Annotated in this window: 18 protein-coding genes; 4 read left to right on the forward strand and 14 right to left on the reverse strand. The window is 63.2% G+C overall.

The features are described 5' to 3' along the window. Positions 1-9 precede the first annotated feature (9 nt). Positions 10-585: a rubrerythrin gene (gene rbr / locus ML540_RS07450; RefSeq protein WP_243359732.1), complete on the reverse strand. Its 576-nt coding sequence runs from the start codon at positions 583-585 to the stop codon at positions 10-12. A gap of 203 nt (positions 586-788) precedes the next feature. Here rbr and fba point away from each other — a divergent pair, with 203 nt between their 5' ends. The 4 genes from fba (at position 789) to ML540_RS07470 (ending at position 4,531) form a co-directional block, all read left to right on the forward strand. Further along, on the forward strand, positions 789-1,712 hold the full coding sequence (gene fba, locus ML540_RS07455) for a class II fructose-1,6-bisphosphate aldolase (RefSeq protein ID WP_243359733.1): 924 nt from the start codon (positions 789-791) through the stop codon (positions 1,710-1,712). Between the two features lie 98 nt (positions 1,713-1,810). After that, the gene (gap, locus tag ML540_RS07460) at positions 1,811-2,797 is read left to right on the forward strand and encodes a type I glyceraldehyde-3-phosphate dehydrogenase (protein ID WP_243359734.1); all 987 of its coding nucleotides are present in this window, start codon (positions 1,811-1,813) and stop codon (positions 2,795-2,797) included. A 241-nt stretch (positions 2,798-3,038) separates the two neighbouring features. Further along, the gene (locus ML540_RS07465) at positions 3,039-3,458 is read left to right on the forward strand and encodes a response regulator (protein WP_243359735.1); all 420 of its coding nucleotides are present in this window, start codon (positions 3,039-3,041) and stop codon (positions 3,456-3,458) included. Positions 3,459-3,577: 119 nt separating this feature from the next. Then, positions 3,578-4,531: a nucleoside recognition domain-containing protein gene (locus tag ML540_RS07470; RefSeq protein ID WP_243359736.1), complete on the forward strand. Its 954-nt coding sequence runs from the start codon at positions 3,578-3,580 to the stop codon at positions 4,529-4,531. A gap of 96 nt (positions 4,532-4,627) precedes the next feature. On the opposite strand, the gene ML540_RS07475 is transcribed toward ML540_RS07470, so the two are convergent. The 13 genes from ML540_RS07475 to ML540_RS07535 all read right to left on the reverse strand — a co-directional run bounded on the left by ML540_RS07475 (position 4,628) and on the right by ML540_RS07535 (position 18,489). Further along, a complete protein-coding gene (locus ML540_RS07475; protein WP_243359737.1) occupies positions 4,628-5,200 on the reverse strand; it encodes a lytic transglycosylase domain-containing protein in 573 nt (190 codons plus the stop codon). An 89-nt stretch (positions 5,201-5,289) separates the two neighbouring features. Beyond that, positions 5,290-6,681, reverse strand: a complete 1,392-nt coding sequence (locus ML540_RS07480; RefSeq protein WP_243359738.1) for a flagellar brake protein — start codon at positions 6,679-6,681, stop codon at positions 5,290-5,292. Between the two features lie 233 nt (positions 6,682-6,914). Next, entirely contained in the window at positions 6,915-8,099 is a 1,185-nt protein-coding gene (locus ML540_RS07485) for a diguanylate cyclase domain-containing protein (RefSeq protein WP_243359739.1), read from the reverse strand. Between the two features lie 30 nt (positions 8,100-8,129). Continuing rightward, positions 8,130-8,999, reverse strand: a complete 870-nt coding sequence (locus tag ML540_RS07490; RefSeq protein WP_243359740.1) for a B12-binding domain-containing radical SAM protein — start codon at positions 8,997-8,999, stop codon at positions 8,130-8,132. Positions 9,000-9,151: 152 nt separating this feature from the next. Continuing rightward, positions 9,152-9,505, reverse strand: coding sequence for a hypothetical protein (locus ML540_RS07495; protein WP_243359741.1), 354 nt, complete (start codon positions 9,503-9,505; stop codon positions 9,152-9,154). A gap of 86 nt (positions 9,506-9,591) precedes the next feature. Continuing rightward, on the reverse strand, positions 9,592-12,084 hold the full coding sequence (locus tag ML540_RS07500) for an arylsulfatase (RefSeq protein WP_243359742.1): 2,493 nt from the start codon (positions 12,082-12,084) through the stop codon (positions 9,592-9,594). A 662-nt stretch (positions 12,085-12,746) separates the two neighbouring features. Then, positions 12,747-13,304, reverse strand: a complete 558-nt coding sequence (locus ML540_RS07505; RefSeq protein WP_243359743.1) for a hypothetical protein — start codon at positions 13,302-13,304, stop codon at positions 12,747-12,749. Between the two features lie 45 nt (positions 13,305-13,349). Further along, on the reverse strand, positions 13,350-13,886 hold the full coding sequence (locus tag ML540_RS07510; protein WP_243359744.1) for a hypothetical protein: 537 nt from the start codon (positions 13,884-13,886) through the stop codon (positions 13,350-13,352). 74 nt (positions 13,887-13,960) lie between these two features. Further along, entirely contained in the window at positions 13,961-14,638 is a 678-nt protein-coding gene (locus tag ML540_RS07515; RefSeq protein ID WP_243359745.1) for a hypothetical protein, read from the reverse strand. 31 nt (positions 14,639-14,669) lie between these two features. Further along, positions 14,670-15,086, reverse strand: a complete 417-nt coding sequence (locus ML540_RS07520) for a hypothetical protein (RefSeq protein WP_243359746.1) — start codon at positions 15,084-15,086, stop codon at positions 14,670-14,672. 70 nt (positions 15,087-15,156) lie between these two features. Continuing rightward, on the reverse strand, positions 15,157-15,516 hold the full coding sequence (locus ML540_RS07525; RefSeq protein WP_243359747.1) for a hypothetical protein: 360 nt from the start codon (positions 15,514-15,516) through the stop codon (positions 15,157-15,159). Between the two features lie 294 nt (positions 15,517-15,810). Then, a complete protein-coding gene (locus ML540_RS07530; protein ID WP_243359748.1) occupies positions 15,811-16,437 on the reverse strand; it encodes a response regulator transcription factor in 627 nt (208 codons plus the stop codon). Between the two features lie 72 nt (positions 16,438-16,509). Beyond that, complete coding sequence (locus ML540_RS07535) at positions 16,510-18,489, reverse strand: sensor histidine kinase (RefSeq protein ID WP_243359749.1); 1,980 nt, start codon at positions 18,487-18,489, stop codon at positions 16,510-16,512. Between the last annotated feature and the right edge of the window lie 932 nt (positions 18,490-19,421).

The raw sequence follows: 19,421 nt of genomic DNA on the forward strand, positions 1-19,421 counted from the left end.
CGTTCCTCCTCACCAGCCGGACCGTGCGACCTCGAAGTGCGCCTTGGGGTGGTCGCAGGCCGGGCAGCGTTCCGGGGCGTTCTTGCCTACGTAGGTCCAGGCGCAGTGGCGGCAGATCCACGTGACCGGCTCCTCGCGCGCGAACACCCGCCCGGATTCGATGTTTTCGGCCAGGGCCTTGTAGCGCGCGCAATGGAACTGTTCGGCCTTGGCGATGTTCTCGAAGACCAGGGCCGCCTCGGCGAAGCCTTCGGCCCGGGCCTCGGCCGCGTAGGCCGGGTAGGTCTCGTAGCCCACCCGGGTCTCCCCGGCCACGGCCAGGGTGAGGTTTTCGAGCGTCGTGCCCACGTCGTGGGCGTGAAGCGGCATGGCCACCTCGGCGGCGAGCCCGCCCATGAGCTTGTACATGCGCCTGGCGTGGGCCCGCTCCTGCTCGGACGTCTCCTGAAAAACGGCGCATATCTGCTCGTACCCGTCCTTCTTGGCCTTCTTGGCGTAGAAGGCGTAGCGGACGCTCGCCTGGCACTCCCCGGCGAAGGCGGCGAGCAGGTTGCGTTCGGTCCTGCTTCCCTTGATGTCGGCCATGGCGGCACCTCCATGATCGCTTGTGGGCGAAAGGAACGGCCGTGTCAACGAGCCGGCCGCGCATGCCGGGAAAACCCGCTGTTCATTGACAAAAAACCGTTCGCAAGCCTATAATCCCCTGCCGCGGCGCTTTTCGCGCCGCTTTTCGCCGAGTTTTCGACCACGTCATCAATTCGCCACGCCCCGTCAAGGAGGAGAGCGTCATGCCCCTGGTATCGCCCAAAGAGATGTTCGAGAAAGCCTACGCCGGAGGCTACGCCGTCGGCGCCTTCAACGTGAACAACATGGAGATCGTCCAGGGCATCATCGCCGCGGGCAACCAGGAACGCGCCCCGCTCATCCTCCAGGTCTCGGCCGGCGCGCGCAAGTACGCGGGTGAGAACTACATCATCAAGCTCATGGAAGCGGCCATGCAGGACACCGACCTGCCGGTGGTGCTCCACCTGGACCACGGCCAGAACTTCGAGATCTGCGAAATGGTCATCAAGGCCGGGTTCACCTCGGTGATGATCGACGGCTCGCACCTGCCTTTCGACGAGAACATCGCCCTGACCAAGAAGGTCGTGGAGTGCGCCCACGCCCAGGGCGTCTTCGTGGAAGCCGAACTGGGCCGCCTGGCGGGCGTGGAGGACGAGGTCAGCTCCGAGCACAGCGTGTACACCGATCCCGACCAGGCCGTGGAGTTCGTTGCACGCACCGGCTGCGACTCCCTGGCCATCGCCATCGGCACCAGCCACGGGGCCTACAAGTTCAAGGGCGAGGCCAAGCTCGACTTCGACCGCCTGGAGAAGATCGGCAAGCTCATGCCCGGCTATCCCCTGGTGCTGCACGGCTCCTCCTCGGTTCCCCAGGAGTTCGTGGCCATGGCCAACACCTACGGCGGGGCCGTGGGCAGCGCCAAGGGCGTGCCCGAGGAGATGCTCAGGCGCGCCGCCTCCATGGCCGTGTGCAAGATCAACATCGACACGGACATCCGCCTGGCCATGACCGCGGTCATCCGCAAATATTTCGCCGAGCATCCGGAACACTTCGATCCCCGGCAGTACCTCGGACCCGCCCGCGACGCCGTGCGGGACATGGTGGCCCACAAGATCAAGAACGTGCTGGGCTGCTCCGGCAAGGCGTAAAACCAAGGACTCATCACCGGGCGTCCCCGAATCCGGGACGCCCGAGTTTTTCCCGGAACTTTCAAGACGCGTAGAGCTACCCGCAAGGAGGCACATCCATGGCGACCAGGATTGGCATTAACGGTTTCGGCCGCATCGGCCGTTATCTGACCCGGCTTCTGGCGGACGACAAGAATTACGATCTCGTGGTCATCAACGCTCGCGCCAGCAACGAAGAGCTGGCCCGCCTGCTCAAGTACGATTCCGTCCACCGCACTTTCCAGGCCAAGGTGGGCACCTGGGCCGAGGGCATCACGGTCAACGGCAAGGAGATCCTGGTCAACCGTCACGGCGCCTGCGAATGGAAGTGGGGCGAGCACGGCATCGACCTGGTGGTGGACACCACCGGCAAGTTCTGCGACCGCGAGAAGGCCAGCCACCACATGGCCTGCGGCGCCAAGAAGGTCATCATCTCCGCTCCGGCCAAGGAGCCCGACTGCACCATCGTCATGGGCGTCAACGAGCACGAATACGACCCGGCCAAGCACCACATCATCTCCTCGGCCTCCTGCACCACCAACTGCCTGGCTCCGGTGGCCAAAGCCCTGAACGACGCCTTCGGCATCAAGCACGGCATCATGACCACCATCCACTCCTACACCATGAGCCAGCGCATCCTGGACGGCTCCCACAAGGATCCCCGCAGGGCCCGCGCCGCCTGCCTCTCGCTCATCCCCACCACCACCGGGGCCGCCCGGGCCGCCACCATCGTGCTGCCCGAGCTCAAGGGCAAGCTTGACGGCTACGCTATCCGCGTCCCCACCCCCGACGGCTCCATCGTGGACCTGACCTGCGAGCTGGCCAAGGACGTCACCAAGGAAGAGGTCAACGCCCTGCTCAAGTCCAAGTCCAACGAGAATATGGGCTACACCGAGGAGCCCCTGGTCTCCGTGGACTACCTGGGCGACACCCACGGCGGCGTGGTGGACGGCCTGCTGACCTCCGTTCTGGACAAGAATATGGTCAAGGTGGTCATCTGGTACGACAACGAGGCCGGGTTCACCCACCAGCTGGTGCGCCTGATGAACCTCGTTTCGTCGAAATAGACGCTTCAATCGACGACGCGCCATATTCGAGGCCGGGGGTTCAGGCTCCCGGCCTCGTTGCATCGCGGCTGGGGCGGCTGCATGCGCGTAGCGCCGGGCAGGTGTGCGTTGCGAGGAAGGATGCCGGAAAAGTGAAGAAGAGGCTGGCGGAACTCGAGCCGAATCTGCTACCCTTCATGTTCCCGCTACGGCAATCGGCGCGCCCGGGTCAGGACTCGGGCCGTACAAGGAGCCATGACCCATGGACGAGCTCGCGATTCAGCGTCTCAGGCGTGTTCTGGGGGATACATGCCTGCTGGTGGTGGACGACACGCCCATCATTCGCGGCATCATAAGCGGCATCCTCGAGCCTCTGGGCCTGCAGAAGATCCTTCAGGCCAGCAATGGCGAGGAAGCCTGGGAGCTGCTCAAGGCCGGAAACGTGGACATCGTCGTGGCCGACTGGCTCATGCCCGGGATCAACGGGCTGGACCTGCTCAAACGGATGCGCCAGGACCCCGGTTACGCCCAGACCCCCTTCATCATGATCACCGGCGTGCCCGACAAACAAGTGGTCATGGAGGCCATGAAGCTCGACGTCACGGATTTCATGGTCAAGCCCATCGACGGTTCCGTGCTCAAGCAGAAGATCCTCAAATCCCTGAGCCGCAATATCTCCTAGGGCCGGGGCCTCGCCATCCGTTCCCGGAGCCTGTGGCCCTAACCAACGAAAACCCGATGGTCGCGCCGCCGGAAGAGAGCGCCACGTTTTCCGGCGGGCGGCGTAAGCCAGGAGTCCCCGTGTTTTCCGGTGCAGTATCCGCCGCGTCAGGGCTTATGCGGGACGCGGTCAAGGCCAGCGTCGAGCTTTTCAAGGTGATGATTCCCATCATCATCCTGGTGAAGATCCTTCAGGAACTGGGCGTGGTGGACTATCTGGCCGCCCCGCTGGGTCCGGCAATGGAGCTTCTGGGCCTGCCCGCCGCCATGGGCCTGGCCTGGGCCACGGCCATGCTTTCCAACATCTATTCCGGGCTCATCGTGTTCCAGGCCCTAGCGGCCGGGTCAGCGCCCCTGACCCAGGCCCAGGTCACGGTGCTCGGCGTGCTCATGCTCATCGCCCACAACCTCCTGGTGGAGGGGCAGGTCACCAAACGCTGCGGCGTGAGCTTTCTGGGGCAGAACGCCCTGCGGGTCTTCGGCGCCCTGGGGTGCGCTTGGATCCTCCATGCGATCTTCACCGCCGGGGGCTTTTTCACCGGCCCGGCGGTCATGCTCTGGATGCCGCCCAAGCCCGATGCCACCCTGCTGGGCTGGGCCGCCGGAGAGGCCAAGAACCTGGGCTACATCTTCCTGATAATACTCACGCTCATGGGGCTCATGCGCTTTTTGAACGCCGTGGGACTGACCAAGCTCCTGGAGATCATCCTGACCCCGTTTCTGAAGCTCATGGGCATCGGCCCCACCGCGGCCACGGTGACGGTCATCGGCATGACCATGGGACTGACCTACGGCGGCGGGCTCATCATCCACGAGACCCGGGCCGGGCACATCCCGCCGCGCGACGTGTTCGCGGCGGTGTCGCTCATGAGCCTGTCCCACGCCCTCATCGAGGACACCATGCTCCTGGCGCTCATAGGCACCAGCCCATGGGGATCCCTGGCGGGGAGGCTCGCCTTCTCCCTGGTGGTGACGGCGGCGTTGTCGCGGCTTGCCGCCTCGCGGGAGCGGAGAGCGTCAGGCACTGCAGGCTGATTGGCCCTGATCCGCGTGTGGGCCTGGGCCTGACTTGGGGCGCGCTCGCATCCCATCGTAAATTTTCCAGCGGCGGCGAGGCCGCGCCACCTCGCGCTAGGGCTTACCCGTGGCGTTTGCGCCCTCCAGCACCTTCTTCACGAACGCCTCCATATTCCCCCCCGTCTTGAGCACGATGAACCGGTTGGCCACCGCCGCCACGTAGCGCTGGGTCTCGGGGTAGGGCGGCACGCCCGCGAACTTGCGCACGGCCTCCGGTCCGGCGTTGTAGGCTGCCAGGGCCAGGCGCACGTCGCCGAAGGTTCTCAGCTGCTCGCGCAGGTAGCGGCTGCCGGCGTCGATGTTGGCGGTGGGGTCGAAGGGGTCGTCAAGCTTCAAATCCCGGGCCGTGCCGGGCATGATCTGCATGAGTCCCTGCGCCCCCTTGGGCGACACCGCCGCCTGGTCGCCGCCGGATTCGATCTCGATGAGCGCCTGCACCAGGCACGGGTCCAGCCCGTGTTTCGCGCTGGCCTGGCGTATCCAGCCCTTGACCTGGGCGCTGGTGGCCCCCTTGGGCACGCGGAATTCGAATTCCCCGGGCGTGTGCTCGGCCGCGCGGGCGAACACCGGCGGCACGAGAGCCAGGAGCAGGGCGGCCATGGCCGCGAGGACGGTTTTGGGGATCATTGCCCGAACGTCTCAAAGGGCCGGCCCGATGTCCAGAGGGGGGACCTGCGGGCCTGCGGGGAGGCCGGGGTCAGGCTCCGACCCGCGCCCTAGCGCGCGGCGGCATCCAGGCGGGTTATGAATTCGCCCAGGGCGGAGGCCAGGGTCTTGTCCAGGCCGAAGACCAGCCCCATGGACAGGGTATTCCCCTGCTGGGCGAAGCTCTTCACCTGGGCGCGCAGGCTGGCAACGCGCAGCCCCTCCATGGGGATGGCCAGGTTGAACCGGTCGCCCGTCATGACGTTGCAGATCAGCTCCCCGTCGTCCAGGTTGGCCACCACGCGGCAGCCCCCGGCGCTGATGTCGGTGACGTACCCGGACATGCGCAGGTGCTCGTTCTCCAGGCTGGCCGGCAGCTGGCACTTCACCCGGGGGTGCTTGCGGCGCATGAGGATTTCGATCTTCTTGGGGTAGGCGAAGAAGACCATGGGCCTGGGTTTGGTGATGAACTTGGTGACGGAGGTGAGGAATCCGTAGTGGGAGCCGTGGTCCTCGAAGCGGACCCGCAACCCCATGCCGGGCTTGGGGCAGTTCTTGAGTCCGGAGCTTATGGGCATTTCGGCGATGATGGTCTCGGAGCCGTCCACGCCCAGGATTGAAGACTGGTCGTAGAGGTGGCTCCCCGTGAACTGGATGTCCAGGGGGTCGAGGACCTTGAGCGAAACCTGGCTGGCGTCGCCCACGCGTGCGGTGGCGTCGCGCATGGAGCGGCTGCTGGCCAGGTGCGGTCGGGCGTCCCGGGATGTTTCCTTGCACTCGTCGCCCTGCATGCACTCCATTTTTTTGAGATGGTCGATGAACCGGGACACGGCCTGGCTCGATGTCGACCCGTTACGGAAGGCCATCCCGAGGTTCAGCAGGCCATCCTTGCGGGTGCAGGCGCGCACCTGGGCCGACAGGGTCTGGGTGCGGAGGCCGTCCACGGGGAGACGGATGTCGAGCTGGTCGCCTTTCTTGACGGAGCGGTCGAGCCCGGCCTCGCGCGTGCTGGCCACGATGCGGCATCCGCCCATGCTGATGTCGCGGATGTGACCGCTTGCGAACAGGCTCTGCCCTTCGATGATGGTGGGGACGAGGCATTTGATGCGCGGGTGGCTGCGCAGGGCCCGGCTCTCGACCTCCTTGGGATAAGAGAGGATGAGCACCGGCGAGGGGTGCTTGAGCCAGTTGAGCACCTGCACTTCGAAACCGTAGAGCGCGCCGTCGTTCTCCAGGCTCACCAGCACGTCCGAATCGGGTTCGTATCCGGTCTTGGAGGACTGCACCGGCGAAGGCTTCACAATGAGGAACTCGCCGGGCTTGTATCCCAGCACCGCGGCGCGTCCGCCTCGTTCCTCCGCCCCGGTGCGCAGGGACACGGGCTGCCCCACGGACAGGGCAAGGTTCACTTCCGGAACCGCAAGGGAAGCGTCTGATTCGTTGTCGGCAGGGGGGCGGTTCATAGGCAAATCCGTTGCGGCGGCATTGCCGCCATGGAGTGTCCACGTCGGGAGAAGCTTGCAAGGCCGGGCCATGAATGCACGACGACTACAACTAACTCATGAAAGACTTTAAGAAAAGAGGGGGAAAACACGAAAAAGCGATGTTTCGTCAACAGGTTGCGTTTCGCTCGCCGGCTCGCGCCTGCGCCAAGCGGCGGGCTCGCCTGATTTTGTCCGCCTTTCTGGCGGGCAGGTCAGGCCTGGATCACCTTCCCGAGGGACCGGGCTTCCCGCGTCTGGCTCTTGGCCAGGTACATGGCCGCGTCCGCGTAGGCCATGAGGGAGTAAGGATCGGAGCCGTCCTGGGGGGAGACCGCAAGCCCCAGGCTGGCCCTCACCTCAATGGCCGCCCCCTTGACTCGGGCGGGTGCGTTGAGGGCCCTGGCCACCTTTTCGGACACCCGGGCCGCGGCCCGGCCGCTGTTGACACCGGGGATGACGACCACGAATTCATCGCCCCCCAGCCTGGCGATGGTGTCGTCGCCGCGCAGGGCCAGGGTGAGGCGCTTGGCCGTGAGCACCAGCAGTTCGTCGCCCGCGTCGTGCCCCAGGGTGTCGTTGACGGCCTTGAAGTCGTCCAGGTCGATGAACAGCACTCCCACGGATGTCCCGTGTCTGCCGGCCCTGTCCAGCGCTTCGGTGAGCCGGTCCAGGAACAGCGTCCGGTTGGGCAGGCCCGTCAGCTGGTCGTGGTGGGCCTTGTGGTGCAGTACGGCCTCGTTGTCGCAAATGGCGCGCTGCACGTTGCGCACGATGAACAGGCCGCAGGCGAAGCTGCTGGCGAAGCCCAGGGCGATGATCAGGTACACGGTCCATTGGGCGCGGCCGGTCTGCCGTTGCGCCTCGCCGATGAAGAGCGCGGCCGTGTCCCTGGAATAGGCCACGATGCCGTCGAGCTTGGCGCTGATTTCCTCGTAGGCGGGGGTGCCCAATGTCAGGATGAGTCCCTGGGCTGCGTCGAATTCTCCCTGGCGTGCCGTTTCCAGGATACCGTCTCGCACCGAGCGCCATTTGTTGAACAGGGCCACCGCCTGCTCCGCCTCGCTTTTGTCGCCGAGATAGAAATCCGAGACCGTGGCGAGATTTTTGAAGAAGCTCTCGTCCAGTTGGGCGATGTCTTCGATGGCGGCCTGGGCCCTGGCCTGGTCGCGGGCGAGCGCGGCGTACAGGACGCGCTCGCGGACCGAGGTCAGGACCCTCTGGGCCTCGAGGGCGGCGTTGCTGACGGCGAACGGGTGGGCGTAGAGCTTCTCGGCGCTTTCGCCGACCTCCCGGGTCTGGACGAGGACCAGGATGCACGTCCCCAGCAGTCCCAGGGAAAATACGCCATAAGCGGTGAGCAATGCCTTGGTGTAGCGGTGCAGACGGATCGTCTTCATGTCGTGCGGCAAAGGCCTCGGGACCCGGTTTCAGAGTCCGCGCATGTGTTCCGGTTTGAGAGGTTTCCTTCCCTGGATGACGGCGTCCAGGAGGTCCAGGCCGTATTGCCTGTCGCGGGGAAGCCTGAGCTTGAGGGGCACATGGTTCGAGGCGTGGTCGGCCAGGAACAGGCCCCGGGGCATGGCGGTGTGTTCGAGGAGCATGCGCAGTTCCCGAACCAGAGCCTGAGCGTCCTGGGGAACGAACCGTCCGGATTCGATGTCCGTCCACAGGGGCGTCCCGGGCACGGCAATGAGGCTGAGCGTCGCGGCCTGGTCCGGTTCCATGGCGGCGAGGGCCTCGCCGGTGAGCCGGGCGTGGCGCTCCCAGCCGCTTGCTCCGGCCAGGCCGGTGATCACCGTGACCGAGAGTTTCATTCCCGCCTGGCGGACCTTGGCCGCCTGGGCGAGCATGTCCGCCACCCGGGCCTTCTTGCCCATGGCCGCGAGCAGTTCGTCGTCGCCGGATTCCAGGCCCATGTAGACCATGGACAGCCCGAGCCCGCGAAGCGTTTCCAGTTCCTCGGGGCTTTTGGGCGCGAGGCTCATGGCGCTGGCGTAGACGCCCATGCGGCCCACGCGGGGCAGGCGCTCGCGGATGCGCTCGAGGATGCGCGTGAGCCTGCGCGTGGGCATGGCCATGGCGTCTCCGTCGCACAAAAACAGGCGGCGCATGCCGGGCATGTGCCGGGCCGCGAAGTCGATGTCCTCGAAGACGACGGCCTCATCCTTGATGCGGAAGCGTTCGCCCAGGTAGGCCCCGCAGAAGGCGCAGGAATTGTGGGAACAGCCCACCGTCACCTGGAGCAGGATGCTGTCGCCCTCGCTGGGAGGACGGATGATCTGGCCTTCGTAATGCATGGAGAGTTCCCGGTGGATGGGCCGCACGCGAGCCCTTGCAATCTATACTCCCAAGGGGGCGTTAGGCAAGTGCGCCTGGCACCAGGAAAAACAGGGGAAAAGAGAAAGGGCGCATTGGCGGCGCCATCCCGCCCGTCACTGACGAGTTAGGACTATGGTTTCTTCTCCTTGTCGCTTGTTGATGCCCGAGTCAAAAGGGCCGTCAGGATCACATGCAGGACGACCGCCGGCCACAGGAGTATGCCGGTCGGCCCGTCCGCCAAGCCGACGTAGGCGAGATACAACGTGACGGCCGCGCTGTAGGCCAACATGCCGATTCGCGGCGGGCCCGGCCAGCAGGCGACCCCGAGCGCGATCAGGGCGATGCCGGCCACGCGCGCCACGGTCACGGCCACGCCCGCGAGCTCCGTACCGAGCAGCAACCGCCCAACCAGCGACGGAACCAGCAGCAACGCCAAGCCGGTGGCGGCTTCGAGCACCGCGGCAAGAACGAGCACCCATCTCATAGCGCCGACACCTCCTGGCCTTTCGCCCGGGCGACCGCGTTGGCACTGGCCGGGATTGCGCCGCTTGCTCCGGTCCGAGGCTAAAGCTAGTCGCGTGCCCCGGCGACGGTCTTTTGCATCTGCTGGCGTTCCTGTGCCGTCACCTGTTCTGGTCCGAGGTTGAAGGTGAGCTTGTCGATCGTGCCGGTGAACGTGAACGGAACATCGTAGCGGTACTCGAGCATGGCGACGCCGGTGCGCGTGTCCTGGCCGATGTCGAAGGTTTCGTCCTCCGGGAAGGTGACCGGGGTGGTGTGCTCCATGGAATTCTTGGCCGCTTCCTTGCCGTCCACGGAGAGCACGCCCGTGCCGCCCTTGCCCAGACCCGGGCCGTCGGACTTGAAGTCGAAGACGATGGTGTGCTTGCCGGGGCTCAGTTCGGGCCCTTCCCAGATGGTCCGTTTGAGGTCGAGCAGGTTGTAGAGGAACACCACCCTGCCCCGCTCGAATCCCACCACTCCCTTGCTCATGAACAGCCCGTAGCCGCCGAAGCGTCCGCCGTCGGTGACGATCATGCCTTCCGCGCCGCCTTCGGGGATCGTGACCTCGGCGGTGATGGTGTAGGACTTGTTCAGGATGTTCGGAGCGCCGCTGTTGGGCACGCCGGCCAGCGTTCCCGCGTAGGTGAAGATCTTTCGTCCTTCGGTCAGGTTCGGGCGCGGTGAGTTCCAGCGATGGAGGGTCGAGTTGTCCAGCGGCAGCACGCCATGCTTCTTGGCCTCGGCGTAGAAGACGTCCTGCATCTGCTTGAGCTTGTCCGGCATCGCGGCGGCCAGGTCGTTGGACTCGGTGGGATCCTCCATGACGTTGTACAGTTCCCACTTGTACCCGGTGAGCACGTCGGGCGGCGGGGCGTTGCTCAACTCCCACGGGAGGGTGGCCGGAGTGGTGCAGGCCACCCAGCCGTCGTGGTAGATGGCGCGGTTGCCGAGCATTTCGAAATATTGCGTGGTATGCCGGGTGGGCGCGTTGGCGTTGGCCTTGTCCCAGGTGTAGGCCATGCTCACGCCGTCCATGGGGCGTTGCTTGATGCCGTTAAGCGTCTCCGGCATCGGGATGCCGGTCGCTTCGAGGACGGTCGGAACGATGTCGATGAGGTGGTGGAACTGCCGGCGGATGCCGCCCGCGTCGCCTATGTGGCCGGGCCAGGATATGGCCATGCCCTGGGCCGTGCCGCCGTAATGCGACGCCACCTGCTTGGTCCACTTGAACGGCGTGTCCATGGCCCAGGCCCACGGTGTCGCAAAGTGCGGGAAGGTCCGGTCGGACCCCCAGAACTCGTACCAGAGGAACTGGTCCTTGACCGGCACGGCGACACCGTTGAACGTGGTGAACTCGTTGGGCGTGCCATTCAACATGCCTTCCGGGCTCGCGCCGTTGTCGCCGCTGATGTAGATGATCAGGGTGTTGCCCAGCTGGCCCAGGTCCTCCACCGCCTGGATCACCCGGCCGATCTCGTGGTCGGTGTAGGCCAGGTAGGCCCCGTAGACGTCGGCCTGCTTGATGAAGAGCTTCTTCTCGTCCCAACTAAGCGATTCCCACTGGGGCAGCTCCTTCGGCCACGGGGTCAGCTGGGCATTGGCGGGCATGATACCCAGCCGCTTCTGATTGGCGAAGATGGTCTCGCGCAGCTTGTTCCAGCCGCCGTCGAAGAGATGCATGTCGCTGATCTTCTTGATCCACTCCGACGTCGGATGATGCGGGGCGTGGGTGCCGCCCGGCACGTAATAGACGAAGAACGGCTTGTCGGGCGCGACCTCCTTGAGCTCCTTCATGTACTGGATGGCCTCGTCGGCCATGGCCGTGGTCAGGTTCCAGCTCGGGTTGCCCTGGAAGGGGTAGATGGCCCGCGTGTTGCGGTACAGGTTCGGCTGCCACTGGCTGGCGTCGCCGCCCACGAAGCCGTAGAAGTACTCGAAGCCCATGCCGGTGGGCCACTGGTCGAAGGGCCCTGCCTGGGTGGCCTGATAGAAGGGCGTGTTGTGGTCCTTGCCGAACCAGGAGGTGGCGTAGCCGTTCTCCTTGAGGATGGCGCCGATGGTGCCGTTCTCCTTGCGGATGACCGAGTCGTACCCCGGGAACCCCGTGGCGATTTCGCCCACCACGCCGAAGCCGGCCACGTGGTGGTTGCGCCCGGTGATCAAGGCCGCGCGCGAGGGAGAGCAGAGCGACGTGGAGTGGAAATTCGTGTAGCGCAGCCCGTTCTTGGCGATGCGGTCCAGCGCCGGTGTGGGAACGACGCCGCCGAAGGTGCCTGGCGCGCCGAAGCCGACGTCGTCGGTCATGATGAGCAGCACGTTGGGCGCGCCCTTGGGCGGCACGACCCGTGGCGGCCACCAGGCTATTGACTCCGAGGCCTTTTCCTTGATCACCCCGCCGAACGCGGGGTCGGGCGGCGGAAGCTGTTTTCCGCCGAGAGTGGTCGTGGCGCTGGACGAACCCAGCTCTCCGGTGACTTGCTGGGCGATGCAGCATGAGGAGTAGAAGGCGAAGGCGACACAGGAAACCGCAAGGGAGATGATCAGCCTGACTGCCATCATACCAGACCCCCCATTCGATGTGGTTCTGCCGACCGGGACAGTCGCAGGCCGTGATCCCCCTGCGTTGCGGCCTTGGGCTGCGACGCTGGCGCCGCCGGCTTCAGGCTAGTTTAATTGTTAGCCATAAGCGGCGTGACAAGTCCAGAGAATATCGCCCTCACTTTAGCCGCCGTTGAGAGGTCGCTATTCCATGTAGATCGTCCCCAGGTCGGGGGGTAATTGTCGTTTTTTGTTGCCAGCAGGCAGGTCAGGTTGCCCTTGAACGGGGTTGGGACGAAGAACAGGGCGTGCGGCGGAGGATCAAGCGGTGGGCCATTGGGGGGCAAGGTTGTCCACCCCGGTTTTCCAACAGAAAAAAGGTGGGTAGCCCCAGTAGAGCTACCCCCTTGGTCTTGGGCAAATAATTGGTCGGGGCGAGAGGGTTTGAACCTCCGGCCCCCTGCGCTCAAGTTTTGGAGGATAAGGGTTGTGTCTCGAAATAATTCGACATTTCTTGAAGGTGGTAGCGTGCCCCGGTCAAAATCGATAATCCCCCGGACCAAAGAGGTGAGCCAGAGGTTGTCCGGGGGCGGTGCGCAAGTCCAGGCGAGGGAGTCGTGCTGGTCAGTTCAGGAGTGCGAGCCTTTTCCAGCCTCCACGCGACACTTCTTTGAAGGCTCGGCTCAATTCTTTCCGTTGAGGGTGTCTTTCAAAGTGAAGTTGATGATTTTTCCGCTATCATCCTTCATTGAATACGCGGCATCGTCGATCACCCATGCGCCAGACTCTTCGATCAGCGTAAAGTCGTATGGTTTGTAATATCCACCCTTGTCGCACTCTTCAATCCTGTTGCTGACTTTCAGGACGTACGTATTCTTATTTTGATATGCATCAACAATTTTAAGTGGTTTGCAGGAGTCTTGCCCATTGAGCAAGAAGTCAAAGTCAAGATTGCAGATGCCTCCACCTTTCCTTGCACACGCCTCGTCCTTTAATAACAGCGCTTTCAATTCTTTCGAAACCATGTTGTTTTTGATTGAAAATGTTATGGCACTTGGGCTTGTCTTGGTCGGATTCATCATGAAGCGTGAGTACTCGGAAAAGAGCTTCTCATAGCGTGCCTTCACGGCTGCAGTCACATCAGCATCCTGCGCAAAAGCTTCAGAAACACCGAAGGTTCCTGCCCACGCAACAGCCAGAAACAATGCCGCCAAGCGAATGGTGGTCCTGCCTGCTTCCATGACATTCACCTATATCCCCTTTGAGGTTTGTTGCGATCCCTTTTATTACGCCCGGTTGCGGATGATCGTGATCCCGTAGGTGGAGTCCTCGCCGGCGTCCCGCGCCTCGTGCAGGCGGAACTGCATGCCGCCTTGGCGCCAGATGGTATCCTTGCCCGCCTTCCGGCCCCGCCCCACATGTTGCGTGAGCCAGGCGGCCAATTCCTGGGCCACGGGGTTCTGCTGCTTCAGGTAGGAGTCGACTCTGATCACCTCCCACCTGCCCTTGCGGTCGAAATCAACCAGCACCGAGACTGGGCCCTCGCCCTCCGCCGCGATGTAGTCATACTGCAGGCGCTCGGCAGTGAGTATCGACGGAGCCTCACCGGCCAGCGCGCTCCGGATCTGCGCGACGAGGGCCTTTCGGTCCAAAGTGGGGCCGATGTCCAGGGTCGTGCCTTTGAGGGTCAGGGGGAATGTCGCGGGCTCGGCGGCCTGGGGCGCGCAGTCCGCCCGGCTGGGTCCCTGCGCGGACGCCGTCCCGGGCTGGCCGAGGGCGAGAAGGAGAAACAGAAGACGCATCGCTCTCACGGTACCGTGCATGGCTTTCTTTCCTCCGAATAGCGGGCGCGGTTGGCTCTCGGGTTTCATACTGAGGCGCGAAGCCGCCGCTTAAGTCACATGAACGCGGGGTGCGCGATGAAGGACTTCGCGATGTTGCCCACGAGCGGGTCGAACTCGTCCTTCAGGGCCTGGTCGTACGTCAGCACGAAGGTCGTCTGGACCAAGTCGGTCATCACGGTCTTCCTGTAGAGGATCTTTCCGTCTTTGAGGCCGGAGACGACGAAGAAATCATTTCCCAGGCTCTTGTAAGTCACCTGCAGGCCCGGCTCCTGCTGCGCCTCCTGGAACACCTTTTTGAGGGACTGCTTCAAGACGCTGTTGAACCCGGCCCAGCATGTCAGTTGCGCCCGGCCGCCCGGGGCGTTGAAGACCTGCCCGTCGCCCGCGTCCGATTCCCCCTGGGCGGCCAGAAGCTTCTTGGGCCAGGCGAGGAGGTATCCGTACTTGTGGTTGGTGTAGCAGTCGTAGACATCCGTCATGCCGCATACAGCGCTGGCCTTCGCCTCCATTCCAGGCGGCAGCCGGACCTCCTGGGCCTGCTGCTTCGCCCAGACTCCCCCGGCGAGCGGCAACGACAGCAGGGCGAAAATAAAGAACAGCCAGATGCCGCGCCCGCCGTGCGCGGAGGATCGCGGGCTTTGCCTCTGCGAGGTCATCTTGGCTTCCTCTTTCGCCGTCCACCCCTCGGGCACGTCACTCCTGAACTTGCTGAACTCCGCGGCGCCGGCCACATCCGCCCCTGCGAATCCATGAGCTCAACATTCAGTTCGAGATCTGAACATCCAGGGTGTATTTGGTGTCCTTTCCGCGCATGGCGCCGACGATGATCTTATAGGCGCCGCTCACCGGCAGGGTCCCTTCCCACGCAGTGGCGTCGTCCTCTTCGCCGGCCTTGGGTAGGTAGGCGCCGTCCTCGCCGGGCATCTTGATATGGAAGATCACCAGCTTCAGCTTGTTGGAAACCTTCACCCGCATGGTTTGTCCGGCCTTGGCCGTTATGGGGTAGGTGTCGCGGTCCATCCCCTGGATCTCGCCTTTCAGGCTGGCGCTGCTGCTCCCCATGGCGAGGGCTATCTGAGGCTTGTCGGCGGCGAAGGCGGCGGTTGCGAGACACAGTCCCATGAAGGCCGGCAAGGCGAGCGCCTTCACGAGGGCGCGTCGATAGGAACGAATGAGCATGCTGCTTTCCTTGGGTGGGGGGCGGCTGCAGATGGTCAGCCAGCGCACATTGCGGACCACGCCTTTGAATCTATTTACACAATTCCGTGACGAAAGTACTCAGGAATTCCTTGCCCATTTCTTTTCCGTTGAAGGCTACACCGTTGGTATCAAAGCCATTTGGCCTTGGCGCAAACTGCATGAGCACATTGTAACGTTTTCCCTGCCAAGTGACGATTCCCGTGACGTTGACAATCAACGACCCGTCATCAGCCTTGCCGGATTCCCATGCCGGCCTTTCGAAGGCCTCGTCGATAGACTCTCCAACAGTCTTGTATTTGCATTTTTTAAAATTACAACCCCTGATGTACGTGCATGCCCTGTCGTAGGCCATTCCGGTCGAGGCAAACAGAAGAAAAGCCAACGTCGCCAAAACGATCTTTACCCTCATGATCGGTTCTCCCGCAGTGGGGGGTGCTTCTCCCCGCAGTCAGAGTGTTGAACGACAATCCCTACTTCAGTCCGGTCAACCTTGGGGACAAGGGGCGCAGGCGTGCGCCGCACCCGCCAGGACGCCAAACATGCGCTCCCTGGTAATCTCTCCAGCTTTTTTGGAGAAGCGGGGTTTCACGGGCACGTGTGGGGGATTTTACGGACGCGGGATGCGGCAATACAGAACGTGGCGGTGCGGCGTCCGGCGGGAGCGTGCGCGACAGGAGGTGGCGCGGCGGAAAGGACGAGGGGGCTATTTCTGGATTCGGATGGCGTGTTTCCTGAGCTCTTTCATGCCTTCGACCCCGATCTTTTCAATGATCCTGGCGAAGTATGATTCGACGGTCCTGACGCTGAGGCCCAGTTCGGATGCGATGTCCTTGTTGGAGTCGCCCTGGCCGAGCATCGTCATGATCTGCATCTCGCGGGCGCTGAGGGGGAGGACGACAGGCTGGAGCGCCCGCGACGCAACACATTGAGCAGCCCTCGGGCTGAGGTGGCGTTTGCCCGCATGCACGTCGCGGATGGCGCGCGGCAGGGCGAAGGCTTCATCCCGTTTGGAGACGTAGCCGGAGGCCCCGCGTTTGAAGCACTGCTCAATGATCTCGGGATTCTCGTGCATGGAGTAGATCAGCACCGGGATGTTGTGGCCGGTCAGTTCGTTGATGAGGTCGAGCCCGCTTTCCTCGCCCAGGGAGAGGTCCACCACGGCGATGTCGGCCCTGGCCGAGTCGATGCCGGCCAACGTCTCCTCGCGGGTCTCGGCCTCGGCGCAGACAACGATGTTCTCCTGGGCCATAAGGAGCGATAGCCCCTGGCGTATGGCCGGGTGGTCGTCCGCCAGGAAAACCCGGATGTCGTTTCGTGCATGGCTGTTCATCGGTGTCCGCTCGTGTGTTTGTTCATCCGCATCCTCACGGATTGAGATGAACATCATGATTTCCGGCGGGGCTCAACCGGTATCCGGCCGTTTATTCCCATTGTCGCAGGGCGCGGTGCAGACCACCACGGTCCCTCCCTCGGGCGCGTCGGAGACGACGAGCTCGCCGCCGGCAACCCTGGCCCGGTGGGCCATGATCCGCAATCCCAGGCCGCCGGGTGTTGGACGGTCCGTCTTTCTTCCTTGCCCGTCGTCGCTGACGGTGAGCGAGATAGCCCCGCCTGCAGCGCAGCGGAGCGCCACGCAGATGCGGCAGCCGCCCGAGTGCTTCACGGCGTTGGCTATGGCCTCCTGCGCTATGCGGAAAATCTGCGTAAGATGGCTGTTGGAGCAGCTGTCGCAGGCAATGCCCTGGCGCAGTTCGATGTGGAACTCGCTGGACTCCCGGAACCGCTGCACCATCGCCTCTAGCGAAGGCTTCCCCCCTGTCTGCTCGTGTTCGACAGGCCAGAGGCCTCGCGAGAGGTCATAGGCGTGGTCTACGGCCTTGTCCAGCAGGGTGGAAAGCTGCTGGAAGCCCGGGGTGAGGCCGGACTTCTCAGAGAATTCGCGCCCCAGGACCGCGCAGCGCAGACGGGCCCCCGTGAGCTGCTGGCAAAGACCATCGTGCAGGTTGTGACTCAGGCGGCGGCGCTCCTCCTCGCTGACGCAGACTATCTCGCGCTCAAGCCGGCTGCGCTCCTCCATCTCAGCCCGCAGGGCGGCGTTGCTGGATTCCATCGCCTGGGAAAGGTTCTCCACGGCGGTGAACGCGCTGGTGAAACGCTTGGCTAGCACGAACGCCTGAGACAGCACGAACGCGGTCAATCCCATGGGAAAGATTGTCCCGGGGCTTGTGCTGAAAATGTGGTGGTACAGTTCGCTGAGGGACGCCGCTGCCAGGATGACGCACCCGCCCAGCAGGAAGAGCGCCCCGTCTTTGCCTCGCCGCACGCACAGCCCCAGGGACACTATATAGCAGGCATTAATGAAAAGGGACGAGACAGCGAAGGCGGGAAGCATGTCGTATACAGCGCTCTTCGATAGGAACAATACAGCGAACAGAGCCGCGCCACTCCTTATGTCGCAGAACTGCTGTATTTGGATGCAAAATTCATTTTTGTATAGTGACATGAAAAATCTATATATTATAGAGTGGTATATTGCGTAGCAGATGAAGCATATTGTTGTCGCAGCTTCTATACTCACGCCCGGAACAACCAGCCTTATGAGCCATTCTGAAGAGTCCATCGTGATATACAATATCGAAAGTACAAGGCAGTCAAGCCCGAAATAAAGCGTGGAGACGTCCTTTTTTCTGAGGAAGTACAGCATCATGTGGTATGCGAACGCCAGCAGGAGCACGCCCGTAAAGAACATGGACCAGCACCACGTGCGGACATGGGCCTGCTCCAATTGGTCCATGTCCGCCAACAGGACGGGGTAATGCACGCCTCCACGACGGAAATAATGGTTTGACACCTGTAGAACCAGGTCAACCGGGCCACCCTCGTTCGGAAGGTCCGCCATCACCAGGGAGCGCTCCGCTGTCTCGGCCTCCTTGGTCCGCCCAACCACACCGGCGCTGGCGACGAGCCGCCCGTTGGCCCACAGACGGTACGCGGCAGGCAAGGAAAACAAACGCACCCCCAGCCGGTGGGCGCCTGGACCGAGCAGCAGGCGCAGGCGGAACGTGGCCTGCCCCTCGCCCGACAGGCGGCGGCCGTCGAGCTCATGGTCCTTCCAGAAGCCCGGGAGGCGCAAATAGCCGGACATGGCGGGCCGCTCAGCCCCCTCCCGGAAATCCACGGGGGCCAGGAGCCGATCCCAGTAGAACTCCCACTGGCCGTCAAGGGCCACCGGCCCGTCCCGGGTAGGTTCCCATCCGGAAAGGTCGAGCACTCCGCGCTCGGCGACAGGCGCAGTCTCTTTCTGCAGGGAGCACCCAGCGCAGGAAAGGAGGATCAGGGTCGCCAGGGCGGCGATGGAGTGTGTGTGCCGGGGCAGGATCATGGGCGTGGCCTCGCGAGGTCGTTCAGGACAGGGCCAAGGTGGAGGAGGTCGTTTTCGGGGTGATGCATCCTGTGCCAGGTTGGGGCTTCCCGTGCTTCTTTTGAATCCGCAGCGAAAAAAACACCGGCTTCCTGACGCCTTCGTTACAGCAGCGGAAGAGGAGGTAGGATTTAAGCATGATGGGTTCCGCGAGCAGTGTATGTTTTGCCGATCCAGAATGCGAGGACGCGAGGAGTGACGCCATGGAGCCTCATTATCCCTGAATCTGGCCCGTGGGAAGGCTTGAGGAGTATGGCCTCGGGGCGCTATGATTCGAGTAGGTTTTAGAAAGCTCAAACCGCGAGCACAAAGAGGTAGTGGTGGAATCGCCAACTCCAGGCAAAAGCAGACAACCCCGGCAAGGGGAAAAATGACTCGCTTCGGAAGGGTGGGGCAGGCGTAGGCCCTTGGGGAGGCCAAGAGGTTGTCCGCCCCGGTTATCCGGCAGAAAAAGGGATCAGCTCAGTGGAGCTGATCCCTTTTTCTTTTGGAGAGTAATTGGTCGTTGCGGCGTGATTTGAACTCACGGCCCCCTGCGCCCAGATGAGGGTTATGCATATATCCAATGAAATGATTGGATAATCCTCAAGATTTTACGACAAAGGCCTGACGAATTGGCGACATCTTCTAACAAGTGTGTCGTAAAAGACGTCGTGAAGGGATGACTGCTTCAGACTATCAGGGCAACCGGCGAGAGAGAACTGTGGAACCGCCCGGTTTGCGTTTGATTCGTAAGCGAGTTCAATAGATTATGTGGAAACGAGTGGTGATGAAATCCCGTGAGTGGACATGTGTTTTACGCACGGTTTGCACATGCTCTAGCGCCCCCGCCCGTCGTTGGCCCGCTTGACCAAGCCATAGCCAGCCACCCGGTCCATCAGAACTTAGTGCAA

The organism is Fundidesulfovibrio terrae, from assembly GCF_022808915.1.
Taxonomy (GTDB): domain Bacteria; phylum Desulfobacterota; class Desulfovibrionia; order Desulfovibrionales; family Desulfovibrionaceae; genus Fundidesulfovibrio; species Fundidesulfovibrio terrae.

What these genes read in the sequence shown, in the direction of transcription:
- rbr (WP_243359732.1), bottom strand. Translation starts at nt 585, where the DNA reads ATGGCCGACATCAAGGGAAGCAGGACCGAACGCAACCTGCTCGCCGCC.
- fba (WP_243359733.1), top strand. Translation starts at nt 789, where the DNA reads ATGCCCCTGGTATCGCCCAAAGAGATGTTCGAGAAAGCCTACGCCGGA.
- gap (WP_243359734.1), top strand. Translation starts at nt 1,811, where the DNA reads ATGGCGACCAGGATTGGCATTAACGGTTTCGGCCGCATCGGCCGTTAT.
- ML540_RS07465 (WP_243359735.1), top strand. Translation starts at nt 3,039, where the DNA reads ATGGACGAGCTCGCGATTCAGCGTCTCAGGCGTGTTCTGGGGGATACA.
- ML540_RS07475 (WP_243359737.1), bottom strand. Translation starts at nt 5,200, where the DNA reads ATGATCCCCAAAACCGTCCTCGCGGCCATGGCCGCCCTGCTCCTGGCT.
- ML540_RS07480 (WP_243359738.1), bottom strand. Translation starts at nt 6,681, where the DNA reads ATGAACCGCCCCCCTGCCGACAACGAATCAGACGCTTCCCTTGCGGTT.
- ML540_RS07485 (WP_243359739.1), bottom strand. Translation starts at nt 8,099, where the DNA reads ATGAAGACGATCCGTCTGCACCGCTACACCAAGGCATTGCTCACCGCT.
- ML540_RS07490 (WP_243359740.1), bottom strand. Translation starts at nt 8,999, where the DNA reads ATGCATTACGAAGGCCAGATCATCCGTCCTCCCAGCGAGGGCGACAGC.
- ML540_RS07495 (WP_243359741.1), bottom strand. Translation starts at nt 9,505, where the DNA reads ATGAGATGGGTGCTCGTTCTTGCCGCGGTGCTCGAAGCCGCCACCGGC.
- ML540_RS07500 (WP_243359742.1), bottom strand. Translation starts at nt 12,084, where the DNA reads ATGATGGCAGTCAGGCTGATCATCTCCCTTGCGGTTTCCTGTGTCGCC.
- ML540_RS07505 (WP_243359743.1), bottom strand. Translation starts at nt 13,304, where the DNA reads ATGGAAGCAGGCAGGACCACCATTCGCTTGGCGGCATTGTTTCTGGCT.
- ML540_RS07510 (WP_243359744.1), bottom strand. Translation starts at nt 13,886, where the DNA reads ATGCACGGTACCGTGAGAGCGATGCGTCTTCTGTTTCTCCTTCTCGCC.
- ML540_RS07520 (WP_243359746.1), bottom strand. Translation starts at nt 15,086, where the DNA reads ATGCTCATTCGTTCCTATCGACGCGCCCTCGTGAAGGCGCTCGCCTTG.
- ML540_RS07525 (WP_243359747.1), bottom strand. Translation starts at nt 15,516, where the DNA reads ATGAGGGTAAAGATCGTTTTGGCGACGTTGGCTTTTCTTCTGTTTGCC.
- ML540_RS07530 (WP_243359748.1), bottom strand. Translation starts at nt 16,437, where the DNA reads ATGAACAGCCATGCACGAAACGACATCCGGGTTTTCCTGGCGGACGAC.
- ML540_RS07535 (WP_243359749.1), bottom strand. Translation starts at nt 18,489, where the DNA reads ATGATCCTGCCCCGGCACACACACTCCATCGCCGCCCTGGCGACCCTG.